14 protein-coding genes are annotated in these 14,288 nt (G+C 69.8%); 6 read left to right on the plus strand and 8 right to left on the minus strand.

The features are described 5' to 3' along the window. Nucleotides 1-936, minus strand: a 936-nt coding sequence (locus AC07O8_RS19880; RefSeq protein ID WP_495049679.1) for a HAMP domain-containing protein, incomplete at its 3' end; no start/stop codon positions are given. A 203-nt stretch (nt 937-1,139) separates the two neighbouring features. On the opposite strand from AC07O8_RS19880, the gene AC07O8_RS19885 reads away from it, so the two are divergent. The 4 genes from AC07O8_RS19885 (at nt 1,140) to AC07O8_RS19900 (ending at nt 3,454) form a co-directional block, all read left to right on the plus strand. After that, nucleotides 1,140-1,640 (plus strand): response regulator, encoded by a 501-nt coding sequence (locus AC07O8_RS19885; RefSeq protein WP_495049680.1) that lies wholly within the window; start codon nt 1,140-1,142, stop codon nt 1,638-1,640. Continuing rightward, nucleotides 1,641-1,817 (plus strand): GNAT family N-acetyltransferase, encoded by a 177-nt coding sequence (locus AC07O8_RS19890; RefSeq protein ID WP_495049681.1) that lies wholly within the window; start codon nt 1,641-1,643, stop codon nt 1,815-1,817. It abuts the gene before it with no gap. 15 nt (nt 1,818-1,832) lie between these two features. Next, complete coding sequence (locus tag AC07O8_RS19895; protein ID WP_495049682.1) at nt 1,833-2,549, plus strand: GAF domain-containing protein; 717 nt, start codon at nt 1,833-1,835, stop codon at nt 2,547-2,549. Nucleotides 2,550-2,671: 122 nt separating this feature from the next. Next, nucleotides 2,672-3,454: a M15 family metallopeptidase gene (locus AC07O8_RS19900; RefSeq protein ID WP_495049683.1), complete on the plus strand. Its 783-nt coding sequence runs from the start codon at nt 2,672-2,674 to the stop codon at nt 3,452-3,454. Nucleotides 3,455-3,795: 341 nt separating this feature from the next. Here the strand turns inward: AC07O8_RS19900 and AC07O8_RS19905 are convergent, their stop codons facing one another. Both AC07O8_RS19905 and AC07O8_RS19910 read right to left on the minus strand, forming a co-directional pair. Beyond that, nucleotides 3,796-5,349 carry an alkaline phosphatase D family protein gene (locus AC07O8_RS19905; RefSeq protein ID WP_495049684.1) on the minus strand — a complete coding sequence of 518 codons (1,554 nt, stop codon included), beginning with the start codon at nt 5,347-5,349 and terminating at the stop codon, nt 3,796-3,798. Between the two features lie 68 nt (nt 5,350-5,417). Then, on the minus strand, nt 5,418-5,723 hold the full coding sequence (locus AC07O8_RS19910) for a hypothetical protein (RefSeq protein ID WP_495049685.1): 306 nt from the start codon (nt 5,721-5,723) through the stop codon (nt 5,418-5,420). On the opposite strand from AC07O8_RS19910, the gene AC07O8_RS19915 reads away from it, so the two are divergent. Continuing rightward, nucleotides 5,722-7,941, plus strand: a complete 2,220-nt coding sequence (locus AC07O8_RS19915) for a M66 family metalloprotease (RefSeq protein WP_495049686.1) — start codon at nt 5,722-5,724, stop codon at nt 7,939-7,941. The genes AC07O8_RS19910 and AC07O8_RS19915 overlap by 2 nt on opposite strands. Before the next feature lie 18 nt (nt 7,942-7,959). Here the strand turns inward: AC07O8_RS19915 and AC07O8_RS19920 are convergent, their stop codons facing one another. From AC07O8_RS19920 to AC07O8_RS19940, 5 genes are all read right to left on the minus strand, one after another. Continuing rightward, on the minus strand, nt 7,960-8,991 hold the full coding sequence (locus tag AC07O8_RS19920; RefSeq protein ID WP_495049687.1) for a Bug family tripartite tricarboxylate transporter substrate binding protein: 1,032 nt from the start codon (nt 8,989-8,991) through the stop codon (nt 7,960-7,962). Between the two features lie 220 nt (nt 8,992-9,211). Next, nucleotides 9,212-10,177: a tripartite tricarboxylate transporter substrate-binding protein gene (locus AC07O8_RS19925; RefSeq protein ID WP_495049688.1), complete on the minus strand. Its 966-nt coding sequence runs from the start codon at nt 10,175-10,177 to the stop codon at nt 9,212-9,214. Between the two features lie 164 nt (nt 10,178-10,341). Beyond that, the gene (locus AC07O8_RS19930) at nt 10,342-11,721 is read right to left on the minus strand and encodes a HipA domain-containing protein (RefSeq protein ID WP_495049689.1); all 1,380 of its coding nucleotides are present in this window, start codon (nt 11,719-11,721) and stop codon (nt 10,342-10,344) included. After that, a complete protein-coding gene (locus tag AC07O8_RS19935; protein ID WP_495049690.1) occupies nt 11,718-12,047 on the minus strand; it encodes a helix-turn-helix domain-containing protein in 330 nt (109 codons plus the stop codon). The genes AC07O8_RS19930 and AC07O8_RS19935 overlap by 4 nt, the downstream gene beginning before the upstream one ends. Before the next feature lie 167 nt (nt 12,048-12,214). Continuing rightward, entirely contained in the window at nt 12,215-13,105 is an 891-nt protein-coding gene (locus tag AC07O8_RS19940; protein WP_495049691.1) for a LysR family transcriptional regulator, read from the minus strand. Nucleotides 13,106-13,262: 157 nt separating this feature from the next. Here AC07O8_RS19940 and AC07O8_RS19945 point away from each other — a divergent pair, with 157 nt between their 5' ends. Then, on the plus strand, nt 13,263-14,282 hold the full coding sequence (locus tag AC07O8_RS19945) for a Bug family tripartite tricarboxylate transporter substrate binding protein (protein ID WP_495049692.1): 1,020 nt from the start codon (nt 13,263-13,265) through the stop codon (nt 14,280-14,282). Nucleotides 14,283-14,288 lie beyond the last annotated feature (6 nt).

Here is a 14,288-nt window from a genome sequence, read left to right on the forward strand (position 1 = left end):
CAGATCGCCCGCGGCCACGGCCTTGGTCACGTCGGCGATGTTGCGCACCTGCGAGGTCAGGTTGCCGGCCATCGAGTTCACGGAGTCGGTCAGGTCCTTCCAGGTTCCCGACACGCCTTCCACGCGGGCCTGGCCGCCGAGCGAGCCTTCGGTGCCGACCTCGCGCGCGACGCGGGTCACTTCCGAGGCGAACGAGCGCAACTGGTCGACCATCGTGTTGATGGTGTTCTTCAGCGTCAGGAACTCGCCCTTGACGTCGACCTCGATCTTCTTGGACAGGTCGCCCTGCGCGACGGCGGTGGTCACGTCGGCGATGTTGCGGACCTGGTCGGTGAGGTTGCCGGCCATCGAGTTGACGGAGTCGGTCAGGTCCTTCCAGGTGCCGGCCACGCCCTTGACCTCGGCCTGGCCGCCGAGCTTGCCTTCGGTGCCGACCTCGCGCGCGACGCGGGTCACCTCGGCGGAGAAGTCGCCGAGCTGCTCGACCATCCGGTTGATGGTCTTGGCGGTGTGGAGGAACTCGCCCTGCAGCGGGCGGCTGTCGACCTCCAGCGCCATGGACTTGGTGAGGTCGCCCTCGGCGACGGCGCCGATCACGCGCGCGGCTTCGCTGGTGGGATGGACGAGGTCGTCGATCAGCGCGTTGATGCAGTCGATCTGCTGGCCCCAGAAGCCGCGCAGCTCCGGCAGGGTGGCGCGCTGCTTGAGCCGGCCTTCGCGGCCGACGACCTGGCGCAGGCGGGAGAGTTCCGCGGCCATCGAGGCGTTCTGCTCGACCACCTCGTTGAACGCGTCGGCGAGCTTGCCCGCGACGCCGGTCCAGTGAAAGGGCAACCGCACGTCCGGGTCGCCGCGGCGCAGCGCATGGAGCGCCAGCAGCATCGCATTGAGGTGCTCGGCCGGGACCACGGCCACAGCTTCTTCCAAGACGCTCATGAGAATTCCCGACGGCCGTCTGATCGCGGCTCAACCGGAAGACTTTAGCCGTGCGACAACGGTGGCGGGACCTGGGTTTAGGAGGGGCCGGTCCGGGCACGCAGCTTGCCGAGGAAGGAGGTCGACGGACGGTGGTTGCCAGTCCGCGCCTTGTCGTGCGCGGAACGCCGTTGCGTCGTGTTGCATTCAGGGAGAAGACTTCGATGTCCGACACATCGGCTCACGCGCCACCGCAGGCGTCGCAGCAGTCGCCGCACGCGTTGAGGGTGCTCGTGATCGACGACGATCCGGAAGGCGCGCGCAGCCTCAGCGAGCTGTTCCGATGCTACGGCTGCGCGACCTCGGTCGCCTACAGCGGCCGGGTGGGCCTGCGGCTGTTGAAGCTGTTCAAGCCGGAGCTGGTGTTCGTCGACTTCGACATGCCGGACATGAACGGCCTGGAGGTCGTGTCCGAGGCCAAGCTGATCGACGCCGAGGCGGGGCGCCACGTGATGTACGTGTGCCTGACCGGCGGCGGTCCGGAGATCACGGACGAGACCGCGGGGGGCGCCGGGTTCAACCGCCTGCTCTACAAGCCGCTGAACGTGACCGACCTGCTGGCGGTATTGCTGGCGGCAAGACCGGGCAATTTCTCGGCGGGAAGCACCACGCCGGCGATCCGTCCCGCGCGTCCGATGTACAGGGATCGCACACCGAAGCATTGAGTGTGGCGGCGCCGTCAACATCGGAGCGTGCGGCTGTGGACCAACAGCCAGCTCGATGCGGCCAAGCACATCTATCGCAAGGCGGGCTACCGGCTGGTGGGCTCAGAGCCCTTCCAGGGGTTCGGGTTGGACCTTGTCGGCGAAACTTGGGAACTCGATCTCCAGACGACTGCCTGACTTCCTTTCCGACCCATGAATCTTGACCTGTACCTTGAATGGACCGGCCTGCGCGACGACCTCGCCGACGCCGCATCTTCCCCGTCGTTCGCGGACGCCGTGCGCAAGCACCAGTCGGCGCTGCAGGCGCTGCTGACGCCGGAGGCGTTGGCCGCCACGCCGGTGAGCTGGAGCTTCCGCGTGCCCGAATTGGGCGAGGGCGGCGCTTGCTCCCTGTTCGGGCAGTTGGCAGAACAGCCGTACGAGCTCGCCGGCATCCTGGGCGGGCAGGGCGACGACAACCAGCGCCTGCTGGCCGAAGCGACGATCGTCACCCGCTACTACCGCGCGCACAGCCGCAGCCACTGGTTCGGCGTCTACCAGGCGCGGCGCAAGTCCGCCGACGAGTCCGTGCTGGTGAAGCTGGCCTACTTCGGCGCCGAGAGCCGGGCCGAGTTCCCGTTGACCGAGGCCTTCGCCGCGGGCAGCAACAACAGCGCCGTGGGCCTGAGCGGCCGCGCACGCCTGATCAACGACGTGGCGGCCTTCGTGGCCCAGGGCGGCGGCTACTACACCTGCGATCCCAAGGTGAACGCCGAAGCCTGCCTGCCGCTGTTCGACGCCGACCGCCGGGTCGTCGGCATCTTGGACTCCGAAGCCTTCGACAAGGATTTCTTCGGCGGCGACGAGCTGGCGCTGGTGATCGCCGTCGCGATCACGCTGTCGGGCGGGCTGATCGCACGACCGGCGTGACGCGCTGAGGCGGCATCCGCCGCCTGGCGGCGTCCCCAGCCTTGATGACACGATGGCTCGGGCCGCTGGCGCTTGTCGGCGGGTCGGGCTTACGCTGGCGGCGCCCACTCCTGGAGCCCGCCGTGAGTCTTGAAGAAAGCTTTCGCGACAGGACCTTCGTCATCGACGACCCCGACGCGCGCATCCGCCGCGACGACGATCTGATGGCCTTCATCCCCGCGCCCGGCGGCGGCTTCAAGACCATCGCGAAAGGCACGTCGGTGGCCATCGTCGAGGTCAGGCTCGAGGAGGCCGGCAGCAAGAAGCGCATCGTCTTCGGGCGCGCGGCCACGGCGGACGGGGCGACAGTGCTCGGCTGGACGTCGACGCGCAACCTCGCCGGCAGCTTCATGAACGAGACGATCGGGCTCGTGCCGCCCGGGCCGGGCGCCACCCGCTTCGGCCCGAACGCCGCGTGGGACAACGGCGAGTTCATCGAGCAGCTGGACCTCGTGGCGATCGTGGACTCGGGGCTCGAGATCGAACGCCTGGCGATGAAGACCATCGCGCCTTTCGCCGCGCTGGTGGCGGCCGCGAAGGACGACGGCGTGAAGATCACGCTCAACAGCGGCTTCCGGTCGTACCCGGAGCAGAAGCTGCTGCACGACGGCTTCGTGCGCGGGCTGCCCGGCTTCAACACGGCGGCCAAGCCGGGCTTCTCCAAGCACCAGAACGGCATCGCGTTCGACCTCTCCGTCGCCGGCGGCGACGGCAACCCGACCTACGAGTGGCTCAAGCGGCACGCGACCTCGTTCGGCTTCGTCCGGACCGTCAGCAAGGAGCCGTGGCATTGGGAGTTCGATGAAGCCCGGGCCCAGGCCGCACAAGCCGGTGGCGGCTTCAAGACGCCGAATGTGAAGGACTGAGACGAGACGCCGTCGACAGGCGATCCAGGCCGGCTGTCCTGCAACGGCCGCTGGCCCTCACCCCCACCCTCTCCCGCAAGCGGGAGAGGGAGTCCGACCGCCGCCCTTCTTACCCCCTCTCCCGTTTGCGGGAGAGCAACCGTGTCAAGCGTCTACGGCAGCAGAAGCGCTGTGGCCCTCTTGCTCGCTCTCCCGCTTGCGGGAGAGCAACCGTGTCAACCACCAGTCTCAGCGGAAATGCTGCGCCCTTCTTACTCCCTCTCCCGCTTGCGGGAGAGGGCAGGGGTGAGGGCCAGCGGCGTCGGCAGTCCACCAGCACTGGCCATGTCTGCCGACGCGTCTCAGGCCGCCTGCGCCCCCGGCCGTCCCGCCTCCACCGCGAATCGTGCCGCCGTGACCACCGGGCTCGTCGCATCCCACGGCGTCTGCACGCTGCGCAGCTCGGCATCGAGCCGCTCGGCCCGCAATTCGAATCGCATGTAGCCGCGCTGGTCACTGCGACCGTAATGGACATGCGGATTGAAGGGCAGCGCGTGATCGAGCCGCGCCTGTTCCATCCCATGGCTGGAGATCGACGTGCCGCAGAACTCGCTGGCCAGCACGGGCGCCTTGGCGTCGTCCCAGTCGAGCTTCAGGTCGGCGACGTAGTTCGCGTGCACGTCGCCGCCCAGCACCACCGCATTCGGCACGCGCCGCGCCTCCAGGTCGCGCAGCAGCCGCTCGCGCGCGAAGGGATAACCGTCCCAGCCGTCCGTCCAATAGCGGCCCGGTCCCTGCGCCGGATCCTGCGAATTGAAGCGCGCCATCAAGGTCTGCTGCGCGAGCAGGTTCCAGGGGCGCGTGGCATCCCAGCTGTCGCGCAGCCACTGCTCCTGCGGCGCCCCCAGCAGCGTGCGCTGCGGGTTGCGCAGCGACGGGCAGTCCTTCAGGTCGACGGTGTTGGAGCCGCCGCGACCCGGCTTCGGGCAGGCCTGCGGGTCGCGCCACGAGCGGTCGTCGATCGTGATGAGCCGCGCCAGGCCGCCCCAGTCGTAGCGCTGGCTCAGCGACACGTCGACGCCGCGCGGGCGCATCTGCTTCGGGAAGGGCTGGTGCTCCCAATACGCCTGCGCGGCGGCGATGCGGCGCTGGTGGAAGTCGGGGGCCAGGTCTTGCGAGACGTCGCCCGCCCAGTCGTTCTGGACCTCGTGGTCGTCCCAGGTGAGGATCCACGGCGCGTTGGCGTGCATGGCCTGGAGCTGCGGATCGGCCTTGTATTGCGCGTAGCGCTGGCGATAGTCGTCCAGGGTCCGGCACTCGCCGCCGCGATGCCGGCGCGGCGCCTTGCTGGATGCCGCGGAAGCGTATTCGTAGATGTAGTCGCCGAGGAACAGCACCAGGTCGAGGTCCTGCTTCGCCATGTCGCCCCAGGCGGCGTACTCGCCGTGGTCGTAGCGCTGGCAGGACGCGATGGCGAAGCGCAAGGTCCCCGTCGCCGCGCCCGCCGCCGGCGAGGTCCGTGTGCGGCCCACCGGGCTCCGCTGTCCCAGCGCGTGGAAGCGATACCAGTACCAGCGGTCGGGACGCAGCCCCGCGGGTTCCGCATGCACGCTGTGCGCGGTGCCGGGCTCGGCCCGCTCGGTGCCGCGCGCGACGATGGTCTGGAAGGCCTCGTCCTCCGCCAGCTCCCACCGCACTGGCACCTCGGCCGGCAGCGTGTCCCCGACGAGCCGCGTCCACAGCACGACGCGCTCCGCGCGCGGGCTGCCGGAGGCGACGCCCAACGCGAACAGCGGCGCACCGTCGGTACCGGCGCCCGCCGCCGCATCGGCGTGCCGGAGCAGGGCCGGTGCGCAGCCGGCGGCGAGGGCGGCCTGCAGCAGGCCGCGGCGCGAGGGGGTCCAGAGGCAAGTCATGACCCCGGAATCTAGCCGCGAAACCTGACGTTCGTGCTGACGTCGACGTGACCTGTTGATCGGCTGCATCAGGTGTAAGAGTTGGTCAGGTGGCGCCTGAGAAGGAGGAAGGATCGTCCATCATTCGCCGCCTTTTCAGATTCGTATGTCGCACTCATGACGGTTCCCTCTCCCAAAGCGGTCATCTCCGTTGCCGCGTTCATCGCCGCAGCGTCGTTTGCCGCCTTCAAGGCAGGGAACGGCCAGCCGCCCGAACGGAGCCCGAGCCCGGCCCCGGCCCCGGTCGCGAAGGGCGCCGGCGGCAACGACATCATCGGTCCCGTGCGGCCGCCGGCGTCGACGACGGCGACAGCCAGGAAGCCCAGGTTCGCCATGACCGGCGCGGTGCCGACGCCGCCGCCGGTGATCCCGCCCGCGCCGCTTCAGCCGACCGTGACCGCGCGTTCGGCGCCAGCCGTCCCGATGCGTTTCGGTGCGCCCGACGCGACGACGTCGAGCACCGCAACCGCCGCCGCGCCAGCGCCGGTTCAAGCGATGGCCCTCTATCTGCCGGGGCCCTCGTCGGCGCCTTCGCCGGCGCCCGCACCGGCTCCGGCGCCAACACCGGCCCCAGCACCCGCGCCGACGTCCGACCCGGCGATCGTGTCCCCGCCCGCGCCGACGATCACGCCGGAGTTGATGGGGGTCGAACTCGCCCAGACGCATGTGATCCCGCCCGGCGGCCGCACGCTGCAATCGCCCAACGAGGCCAAACTCAACAAGAGCCGCAAGCTGCAGCTGGTGGCCAACCGCGCCGCGCTGCTGATGCTGCAGCCCGCCGCCACGACCGGCGCCGCCGGCACTGGCGGGACCGCGCCCCCGGTCGTCACGCTGTTGGTCCGCGCGAAGCTCGCCGACGGTCGCACGCTCGGCCCGCTGACGATGAATGCGCCGGCCCGGCTGCCGACCTCTGACGGCGGCGGTGTCGCGTATTCATCGGTCAAATACAGCGCGCTGCTGCCCAAGGAATGGGTGCAGATCGGCGCGACGCTGGAGGTCGGCCAGACCTACTTCTCGTCGCCCCGGACGATCGCGCTGACCGTCACGCCGGCCACGACCCTCAAGCACCACACGGTGCCGATCTACCTCTTCGGCGCGCGTGCGGCGCAGTCGGTCGTGCCGGACCTCAACCTCGGCGCGACCTCGACGGCCGGTTACCCGATCGACGCCGAATACCGCGAGAAGCTGCCCGTCGCGACACTGGACACGCGCCTTGCCGGCGCGGTCACGATCGACCAGCTGGCGGTGGCCGGCCGCAACGACGACAAGTTCTGCCATCCGGCGATGACGGTCTCCTCATGGGCCGACTACCGCGCCATCGATGGCGACACGAACGCCCGGATGCTGCGCCTCCTCCGCGACATGCGCGGCTGGACCGCCAACCGCGACCAGGCCTTCGCGGCGGGCTTCTACGGCTTCATCCAGACGATCAGCGGCGGCCGGCAGGTCGCGGCGTCGACCGGCGGCGGGTTGGGCGGCGGCGGCGTGGCCGTGTCGGGCGGCGACTCCCGGCCCGACACGATCTACTCGGCGATCTTCAACCACGAGATGGGGCACGCCTACGGCCTGCCGTACGCGGACGCGGCGGCGGATGCTGGCGACGACCCATACCCCCAAGGCACGAAGAGCGGCTCCGCCTGGGGCTTCGACAGCGTCCGGCAGCAGCTGCTGACGACGCGCGAATTCAGCGGCCTGTCCTGCGACAACCGCACCGTCAACGGCGTCTGCTACCAGCGCACGCCGATGTCCGGCGGCGATGAGGATCGCAACGCGCAGAGCTATCGGTGGAGCGCGTTCTCGGATTACCAGGCGGCGATCCTGCAGCAGGGCTTCCTGGACAAGCTGTTCCCTGACTCGACCTACGGCGGCGGCTACAAGCGCTGGAACCGCACGACCGGCGCCTTCGAGAAGATCGCCGGCGACGACCGCGCCCGCGCCGGCACGGACGTGCTGCAGCTGGACCAGCAGGTGCAGACGGTGATCGGCACGGTGTCGCACTTCAACCTCGCGCCGACGGCCAGCACGATGGTGGTGACGCCGGCGTGGACCGGCAACCTGCCGCAGCGCATCGACCCGACCGTGCAGGCCGACGTGGACCGCATCGTGAGCGACAAGCCCGGCGGTTGGAACGGCGACTACTGCGTCAGCCACGGCTGCGACTACACGCTGGTGGCGACCTACGCGGACGGCTCGGTGTTGCGCCATCTGCTGCCGATCGGCTACCGCGACTGGAACAAGCCCAACGATGCGTCCGGCTACAAGCGCGGTGCGAAGGACGCGACCAGCGCGGACAACTTCGCCACCTACGCGGTGAACCTTCCCACCGGTCGCGGCGGCCTCGTGAAGCTGCAGCTGTTCAACACGCCGCACGGTTCGCAATGGCAGACGCGCTTCACCGCGATGAACGCCGCGGACCTCGGCGGCAGCCTGCCGCTGGTGAACGAATGGACGCCCGCGGACGGCAGCACCGGCGGCAAGGGCGCGCCGGGCACGACGCAGTTCGACGGGGCGTCGTGCAAGGCGGGGGCCGTGGTGACGCGGCCCGCGCGCTGACGCCGGACGCGCGGGCGCTCAGTCCGCCGACATGTTGGCGCTGCGCGCCACCTTGCCCAGCCGTTCGTACTCCTGCGCCGACAGCGTCGCGAGTTCCGCGGCGGTCGAGGACTTCGGCGAGAAGCCGGCGGCGATCAGCTTCTCCTTGACGCCGGGATCGGCCAGCGCGGCCTTCAGCGCCTGCTCCAGCCGGCGCACGACGGGGGCGGGCAGGCCGGCGGGACCGTACACGCCGAACCAGGGCTCGATCGCGTAGCCGGGCAGTCCGGCTTCGGCGAGCGTCGGCACGTCCGGCAACGCCGGATTGCGCTGCGAGCCGGCCACCGCCAGCGCGCGCAGCTTGCCGGCCTGGATGTGCGGCAGCGAGGCGGGCAGATTGTCGAAGGCGACGGGGATCTGACCGCCGATCAGGTCGGTGATCAGCGGCGCGCTGCCCTTGTAGGGCACGTGCACCCACTCGGTGTGGCTGAGCTGGCCGAACAGCACGCCGGCCAGATGCATCGAGGTGCCCGCGCCGGCCGTGCCGAAGGGCATGCCGGGGTTCTTGGCGGCATGTGCGCGCAGCTCGGCGACGGTCTTGACCGGCACGGACGGCGAGACCTCCAGCACGATCGTCGAATGGCCCAGCAGGCCGATCGCGCTGAAGTCCTTGCGCGGGTCGAAGGACATCTTCTTGTAGATGTGCGGATTCAGCGCGTTGGTCGAGATGGCGCCCATGCCGACCGTGTAGCCGTCGGGCGCGGACTTGGCCACGGCGTCCATGCCAAGGTTGCCGCCGGCGCCGCCGCGGTTCTCGACGACGACGGCCTGTCCCAGCGTCTGCGCCATGTGCGCGCCGACGGTGCGGGCGACCAGGTCGGTCGTGCCGCCAGCCGCGTAGGGCACGATGAAGCGGATCGGCTTCGAGGGGAAGGCCTCCTGTGCCAGCGCGGGAAGCGCAGCGAAGGTGCCAAGCAGGGCGGCGCTGGCGGCCGCGTTGAGGATCGTGCGGCGGGAGGCGGCACGTGCAACGCCGGCAGGGGCGAGGGGTGTGGAACGGGGCGTGGACATGGTGTCTCCTGATCTTGTGGATCGATGAGACGACGATTCCCCGGCTGTCGTGAGCGTGAATACCCGGCCGGGCCGCGCGGCGGAGGCGCAGAGCGCCCGCCGTCCGCGAAGTTGCGCGAGCCTCGCCCGGACGCTGCGCCACGTCACCACGTCACCACGTCGCCACGTCGCCACGTCGCCAGGGCTGCAAGGCTGCAGGGCGCGACGCGGGGCCGTGCGCTCAGTCCGGCTTGATCTTGGCGGCCGTGATCAGCTTCGTGTAGCGCTCGCGCTCCCCGTGCAGGTGCTTGCCGAAGGCCGCGGCGTCGGCGGGCGTGCTTTCGCCGCCGGCCTGGGCCAGGCGTTCCTTCACTTCCGGCGACTGGGCGGCCTTCACGGCGGCGGCGCTCAGCGCGGCGAGCACCGGCTTGGGCGTGCCGGCCGGCGCCATCAGGCCGTACCAGACCGAGGCCTCGAAGCCGGGGAAGCCGGACTCCGCGATCGTCGGCACGTCGGGGAACAGGCTGGAGCGGTGGGCGCTCAGCACGGCGAGCGGGCGCAGCTTGCCGCTCTTCCAGTGCGGCAGGATCTCGAGCGCGTTGAGCGCCACGACGGGGACCTGTCCGCCGATGACGTCGGTGAGCGCCTGGGCGCCACCCTTGTAGGGCACGTGCATCAGGTTGATCTTGGCCGCGCTCGCGAACAGCTCGACGGCGAGATGCGGCGTGGAGCCGTTGCCGGGCGTCGCATAGCCGACGGATTCCGGCCTGGCCTTGGCGGCCTCGATCAACTGGGCGAGCGTCTTGTAGGGCGACTCGGGGTTGACCGCGATGATGACCGGCACGCGGCCGATCAAGGCCACCGGGGCCAGGTCTTTCTCGACGTCGTAGGGCGGCGGCTGGTAGAGGGCCATGTTGGCCGCGACGGCGTTGGCGGCCATCAGCAGCGTGGCGCCGTCGGCCGGTGCGGTGACGACGCCGCGGGCGGCGATGTTGCTGCCGCCGCCGGGCTTGTTGTCGACGATGACCGGCTGCTTCAGCTCGGTCTGCAGCCGCACGGCGACCGCGCGGGCGACCACGTCCACGGCGCCGCCGGCCGAGTAGCCGACGACGATCTTGATCGGGCCGGCGGGGAGGGACTGCGCGAGCGCGAGCGGAGCGGCGAACGCCAATGCGGCGCCAGCCCAGAGGAATGCTTGTCTCTTCATGGGGACCTTGTGGGGGAGTCGGCGCCGGGGGGGCGGCGCGCTGCGGGTCGGACCGGGAGGAACCGCCCGCGCGCATTCTGGGCGGAGCCCCCGCCGCAACCAATGCCGCGATGGCGCTAGCTGTTATGCCGGGGCGGCATGGCTGGCGCGCCGGCGCGGACACATCACATCAGGTCCTCGGGAGAGACCTGCGGAATCAACGACGCATGCCTGGCGACGAACTCGCAGCGATGTTGAAGCCGGGCTGCCAGGGCATCCAGCAGGGCCGGGGTCACGCCCTGCTCCTCCAGCATCGGACGTGAGTCGCCGAGCGCCTTGGGCAGTCGCGTGCTCAAGGCCCGGATGCGTGTGGCCAACTGTCGAGGGGCGAGGCCGCATTCCACGGCCATGCTTGCCCACTGGAAGACCCCGAGCTCCTCCAGATGGAACGCGTCCCCGATGCCCATGGCGAAGCTCGTGCTCATGTGCTCGTCGGCGACCGCCGCGACGTCGACCAGATCGTAGGCGGGGGCCAGGCTCAGCAGCCCGGCACGCCGCTCGATGAAGAACGACCAGTTCTTGCCATGTGCGTCGGTATTGCCGATGAGGACATTGAAGACGACGCGTTCCACAAGCTGCATGCGCATGGACAACGGGGAGGCGCTGGCTGCCGAGAGACCGAACAGTTGCCGCAGCGAGGCCCCGTCGCGAAGGTGTTTCACCGCGTCCTGATCCCCGTAGGCGCGCTCGTACTTGAAGTCCGGCGTGAGGCCGAGTCCTTGGCAGGCGTCGACGATGTGCAGCCGCTCCACGCGGCCGTCCGTCGAGCGCCTGCGGTCAAAGCGTTCGACGAGGAGCACCGGCTCCGGCACGTGCAGCAGTCGCGTCCGCGCGGTCGGAATGCCCACGGCGGCTGCCAGATGCATGCACACATGCTCGACCGCCGGCAGGTCGCCGAAGCGCGGATTCTGCGGCGCGGGCTTGAGGATGACCGTCGAGGCGAAGCCATCGCCGTTGGCCAGGAAGAGGTCGCCGTTGTCTTCGAACACGGCGATCTTGTCCTGCAAGCCTGCGATGGACAGTCGCACCTTGCCGTCCCAGACGGAGAAGGGCGTCTGGGACCGAGCACGGATGCGTTCGCTCAACTCGCCGAGCGGCAGTGCGCGCAACGCCTCCCTCGCGGCGATCGGTGTGGCTTGCGCGTCCGCCAGGCAGACGCTCAATGCGCCGGCGGTTTCCGAGCCGAGCGCGAGCAGCAGACCTGCGAGATTGGCCTTGGACAGGCCGTTCGCCTGTGCCGCGACGTCCAGCGCCTGACCTTCCGGCAGCAGGTTCTGAAAGAACGCCCTGGCGATGGCAGAGCGCGTTTCCGGTGCCAGCGCGTCGAAGGGGGCTCCGTCCGCCTCGGCGGCGTCCGATGCCATCGGCATCTGCGGGCTCAAGGGGAAGCTGTCTTCCGATCGGCGCCAGTCCTGGTCGTAGACGAAGTCGAAGAGATTCCGCGCCGGGTCGTGGATCAGCGTGCCAACCTGCCGGCCTGAAGCTCGGATCGCGAGATGGTTCATTCGGCGGTCCCGCGTTGTCGCCGCGAAGCCGGAAGGGCGCGTTCGGCGCCAGTGCCGCCCCATGGCTCCGGATTGCCGCTTCGCAGGTCCTGCAGAGCGCGGGAGGCTTCGAGGTGGCTCGCCAGAGGGGTCGCGAAGCAGGCGACGCCGAGATCCCGCGCCGCGCGGAGTGCAGTTCCCAACGCCACCGTCCCCTTGCCGCTCTCAACGTCGCTCATCGTGGCTTTGCTGATGCCCAGAGCTTCCGCTGCAGTTTCCAGGCTGATGCCCGCCGCCGTGCGCGCAGCGCGGACCGCCTGCCCGAAGGCCATGGCGTCGCGGATCATTGGGTCGGGAAAAGGCTCGCGAACGACTCTACGCATCTTTCCTCCTGCTTTGGCAGGACTATACGCCGAAAACAGCGGTCAACGCGATAAAAGGATGGTTTTCCAGGTGTTTACCTACCTCCGACGCTCGAAATGCCTATCCGCCTGCTTTGCCAGGATTTATCGCATCACCGCTTGCGTTTCCCCGTCGACGCGAACAAGGCCTCCGCCTGTTCCAGGAACATCCGAGCCAGCGGTGCGCGCGGGCTTTGCGCGCTCCAGACGAAGCCGCTCTTCCGGACCGGCGCGGTGCCGGGCAGCGGCACCTTCTGGATCGCCAGACCGCTGGACCACAGCGCCGACCAGTCCGGCAGCAGCGAGATGCCCAGCCCCTGGTCCACCATCGCCGCGATCGACATCAGGCCGTTGATCTCCAGCCGGCGTCGCGGGGTCAGGCCTTGCTGGCGCAGGTAGCGGTCCGCCAACTGGCCGCCGAGCACCGAGCGGTCGTACTGGATGAAGGGCTCGGTGCGGAGCAGATCGAGCGCGTCGCGCCGGGCCAGCTCCTTCGGCGCCACCACCACGAGCGGCTCCGTCATCAGCTCGCGCCACTCGCAGGTCTTGGGGATGGTGAACTGCGGCTCCACCACCACCGCGGCGTCCAGGTCGCCCGCCGCCACCATCCGGACCAGCTCCGTCGACGCGTTCGAGACCACTGAGACCGAGAGGTCGGGGTGGCTCGCGTACAGGCGCCGCAGCACCGGCGGCAGCACCGTCGTCAGCGCCGAAACGAAGGCGCCCAGCCGCAGTTCGCCCAGCTGCACCTTCTCGTTGGCGAGCGCGCGCAGGTCGCGCTCCTCGCGGAGCATGTTGCGCGCGCGGTCGAAGATGTTGAGCCCCGCCGCCGTCGGCTTCACCGAGCGCCCCGAGCGCCGGATCAGCGGCGTGCCGAGGTCGTCCTCCAGCGCCTTCAGCCGCGCGGCGACCGCCGGCGCGGTCATGTCCAGCCTTCGAGCGGCCTCCGCGATGGAGCCGCATTCCACCGTCGTCACGAAGCTCTGTACGTAGCGCAGATCCATTCCCTCGTCCTTCGTCCTTCATCGCGCCGGTCCGGACCGGCGCCACGGAACATAAGGAATTTTTTGCTCTGAAGCAATGGGAAGCAAATTGTTCTCAGGTCGCGTTTGACGAAACATGCGACCCACAACAGCGCCATCCTCAAGGCCAGGAGACAACATGCCCAGCTCATCCCATCCGAAACCCGGTGTCGACCGACGCCAGGTCCTTGCCGCCGCCGCTGGCGTCGCGGCTTCTTCGCTCGCCCTGGGCGGATCCGCCGTCGCAGCGACGTGGCCGGACAAGGTCATCACGATGATCGTCCCGTTCTCGCCCGGCGGCGCGACCGACATCATCGCCCGCATCCTCGCGGCGGAACTCTCGACGGGACTGGGCAAGCAGGTCATCGTCGAGAACCGCGCCGGCGCGGGCGGGAACCTCGGCGCGCAGGCCGTCGCCAAGGCCGCGCCCGACGGCTACACGATCCTGATGGGCGCGATGACGTCGCACTCGACCATCGCGACCCTGGAGAAGGGCAAGGTCCGCTACGACCTGGTCAAGGACTTCCAGACCGCCGCCGTCGTCGGCAGCGTGCCGCTGGTCTTCGTCGCCAACACCGGCGTGCCGGCGAAGTCGCTCAAGGAGCTCGTCGCCTACATCCAGGCGAATCCGGGCAAGACGTCCTTCGGCTCCTCCGGCGCCGGCGCGCCGCAGCGCATGGCCTCGGAGATGCTGAAGCTCCAGGGCAAGCTCGCCACCGACAACATCCCCTACCGCGGCAGCGGCCCCGCCGTCACCGACCTGATCGCCGGCCAGATCCAGTTCATGGCCGAGACCGTGCCGGCGGTGCTGCAGTTCATCAAGGGCGGCAAGCTGACGCCGCTGGCCGTGGCGGCCTCCGCGCGGGACCCGAACCTGTCCGACGTGCCGACGACGGCGGAGGCCGGCTTCCCCAACCTGCTGGTGACCTCGACCTTCGGGGTGCTGGTGCCCGCGGGCACGCCCGCGGACATCGTGTCGCGCCTGAACGCCGAGATCTACAAGGCGCTGAAGAAGCCCGAGGTGCTGGCACAGTTGGCCCAGCAGGGCGTGGTGGCGCAGGCGCCGCTGACGCCGGCCGCCGCGCAGGAGCGCCTCAAGGGCGAAGTGACGAAATGGGCCAAGGTCATCGCCGCGGCCAACATCAAGGCAGACGAGTGAGCCCCT

The sequence above is a fragment of the Roseateles sp. GW821-FHT09G09 genome, from assembly GCF_059415965.1.

Bases quoted from the DNA above. Each gene is read 5' to 3' on its own strand.
- AC07O8_RS19885 (WP_495049680.1), top strand. From the start codon at position 1,140: ATGTCCGACACATCGGCTCACGCGCCACCGCAGGCGTCGCAGCAGTCG.
- AC07O8_RS19895 (WP_495049682.1), top strand. From the start codon at position 1,833: ATGAATCTTGACCTGTACCTTGAATGGACCGGCCTGCGCGACGACCTC.
- AC07O8_RS19905 (WP_495049684.1), bottom strand. From the start codon at position 5,349: ATGACTTGCCTCTGGACCCCCTCGCGCCGCGGCCTGCTGCAGGCCGCC.
- AC07O8_RS19915 (WP_495049686.1), top strand. From the start codon at position 5,722: ATGACCGGCGCGGTGCCGACGCCGCCGCCGGTGATCCCGCCCGCGCCG.
- AC07O8_RS19910 (WP_495049685.1), bottom strand. From the start codon at position 5,723: ATGGCGAACCTGGGCTTCCTGGCTGTCGCCGTCGTCGACGCCGGCGGC.
- AC07O8_RS19920 (WP_495049687.1), bottom strand. From the start codon at position 8,991: ATGTCCACGCCCCGTTCCACACCCCTCGCCCCTGCCGGCGTTGCACGT.
- AC07O8_RS19925 (WP_495049688.1), bottom strand. From the start codon at position 10,177: ATGAAGAGACAAGCATTCCTCTGGGCTGGCGCCGCATTGGCGTTCGCC.
- AC07O8_RS19930 (WP_495049689.1), bottom strand. From the start codon at position 11,721: ATGAACCATCTCGCGATCCGAGCTTCAGGCCGGCAGGTTGGCACGCTG.
- AC07O8_RS19935 (WP_495049690.1), bottom strand. From the start codon at position 12,047: ATGATCCGCGACGCCATGGCCTTCGGGCAGGCGGTCCGCGCTGCGCGC.
- AC07O8_RS19940 (WP_495049691.1), bottom strand. From the start codon at position 13,105: ATGGATCTGCGCTACGTACAGAGCTTCGTGACGACGGTGGAATGCGGC.
- AC07O8_RS19945 (WP_495049692.1), top strand. From the start codon at position 13,263: ATGCCCAGCTCATCCCATCCGAAACCCGGTGTCGACCGACGCCAGGTC.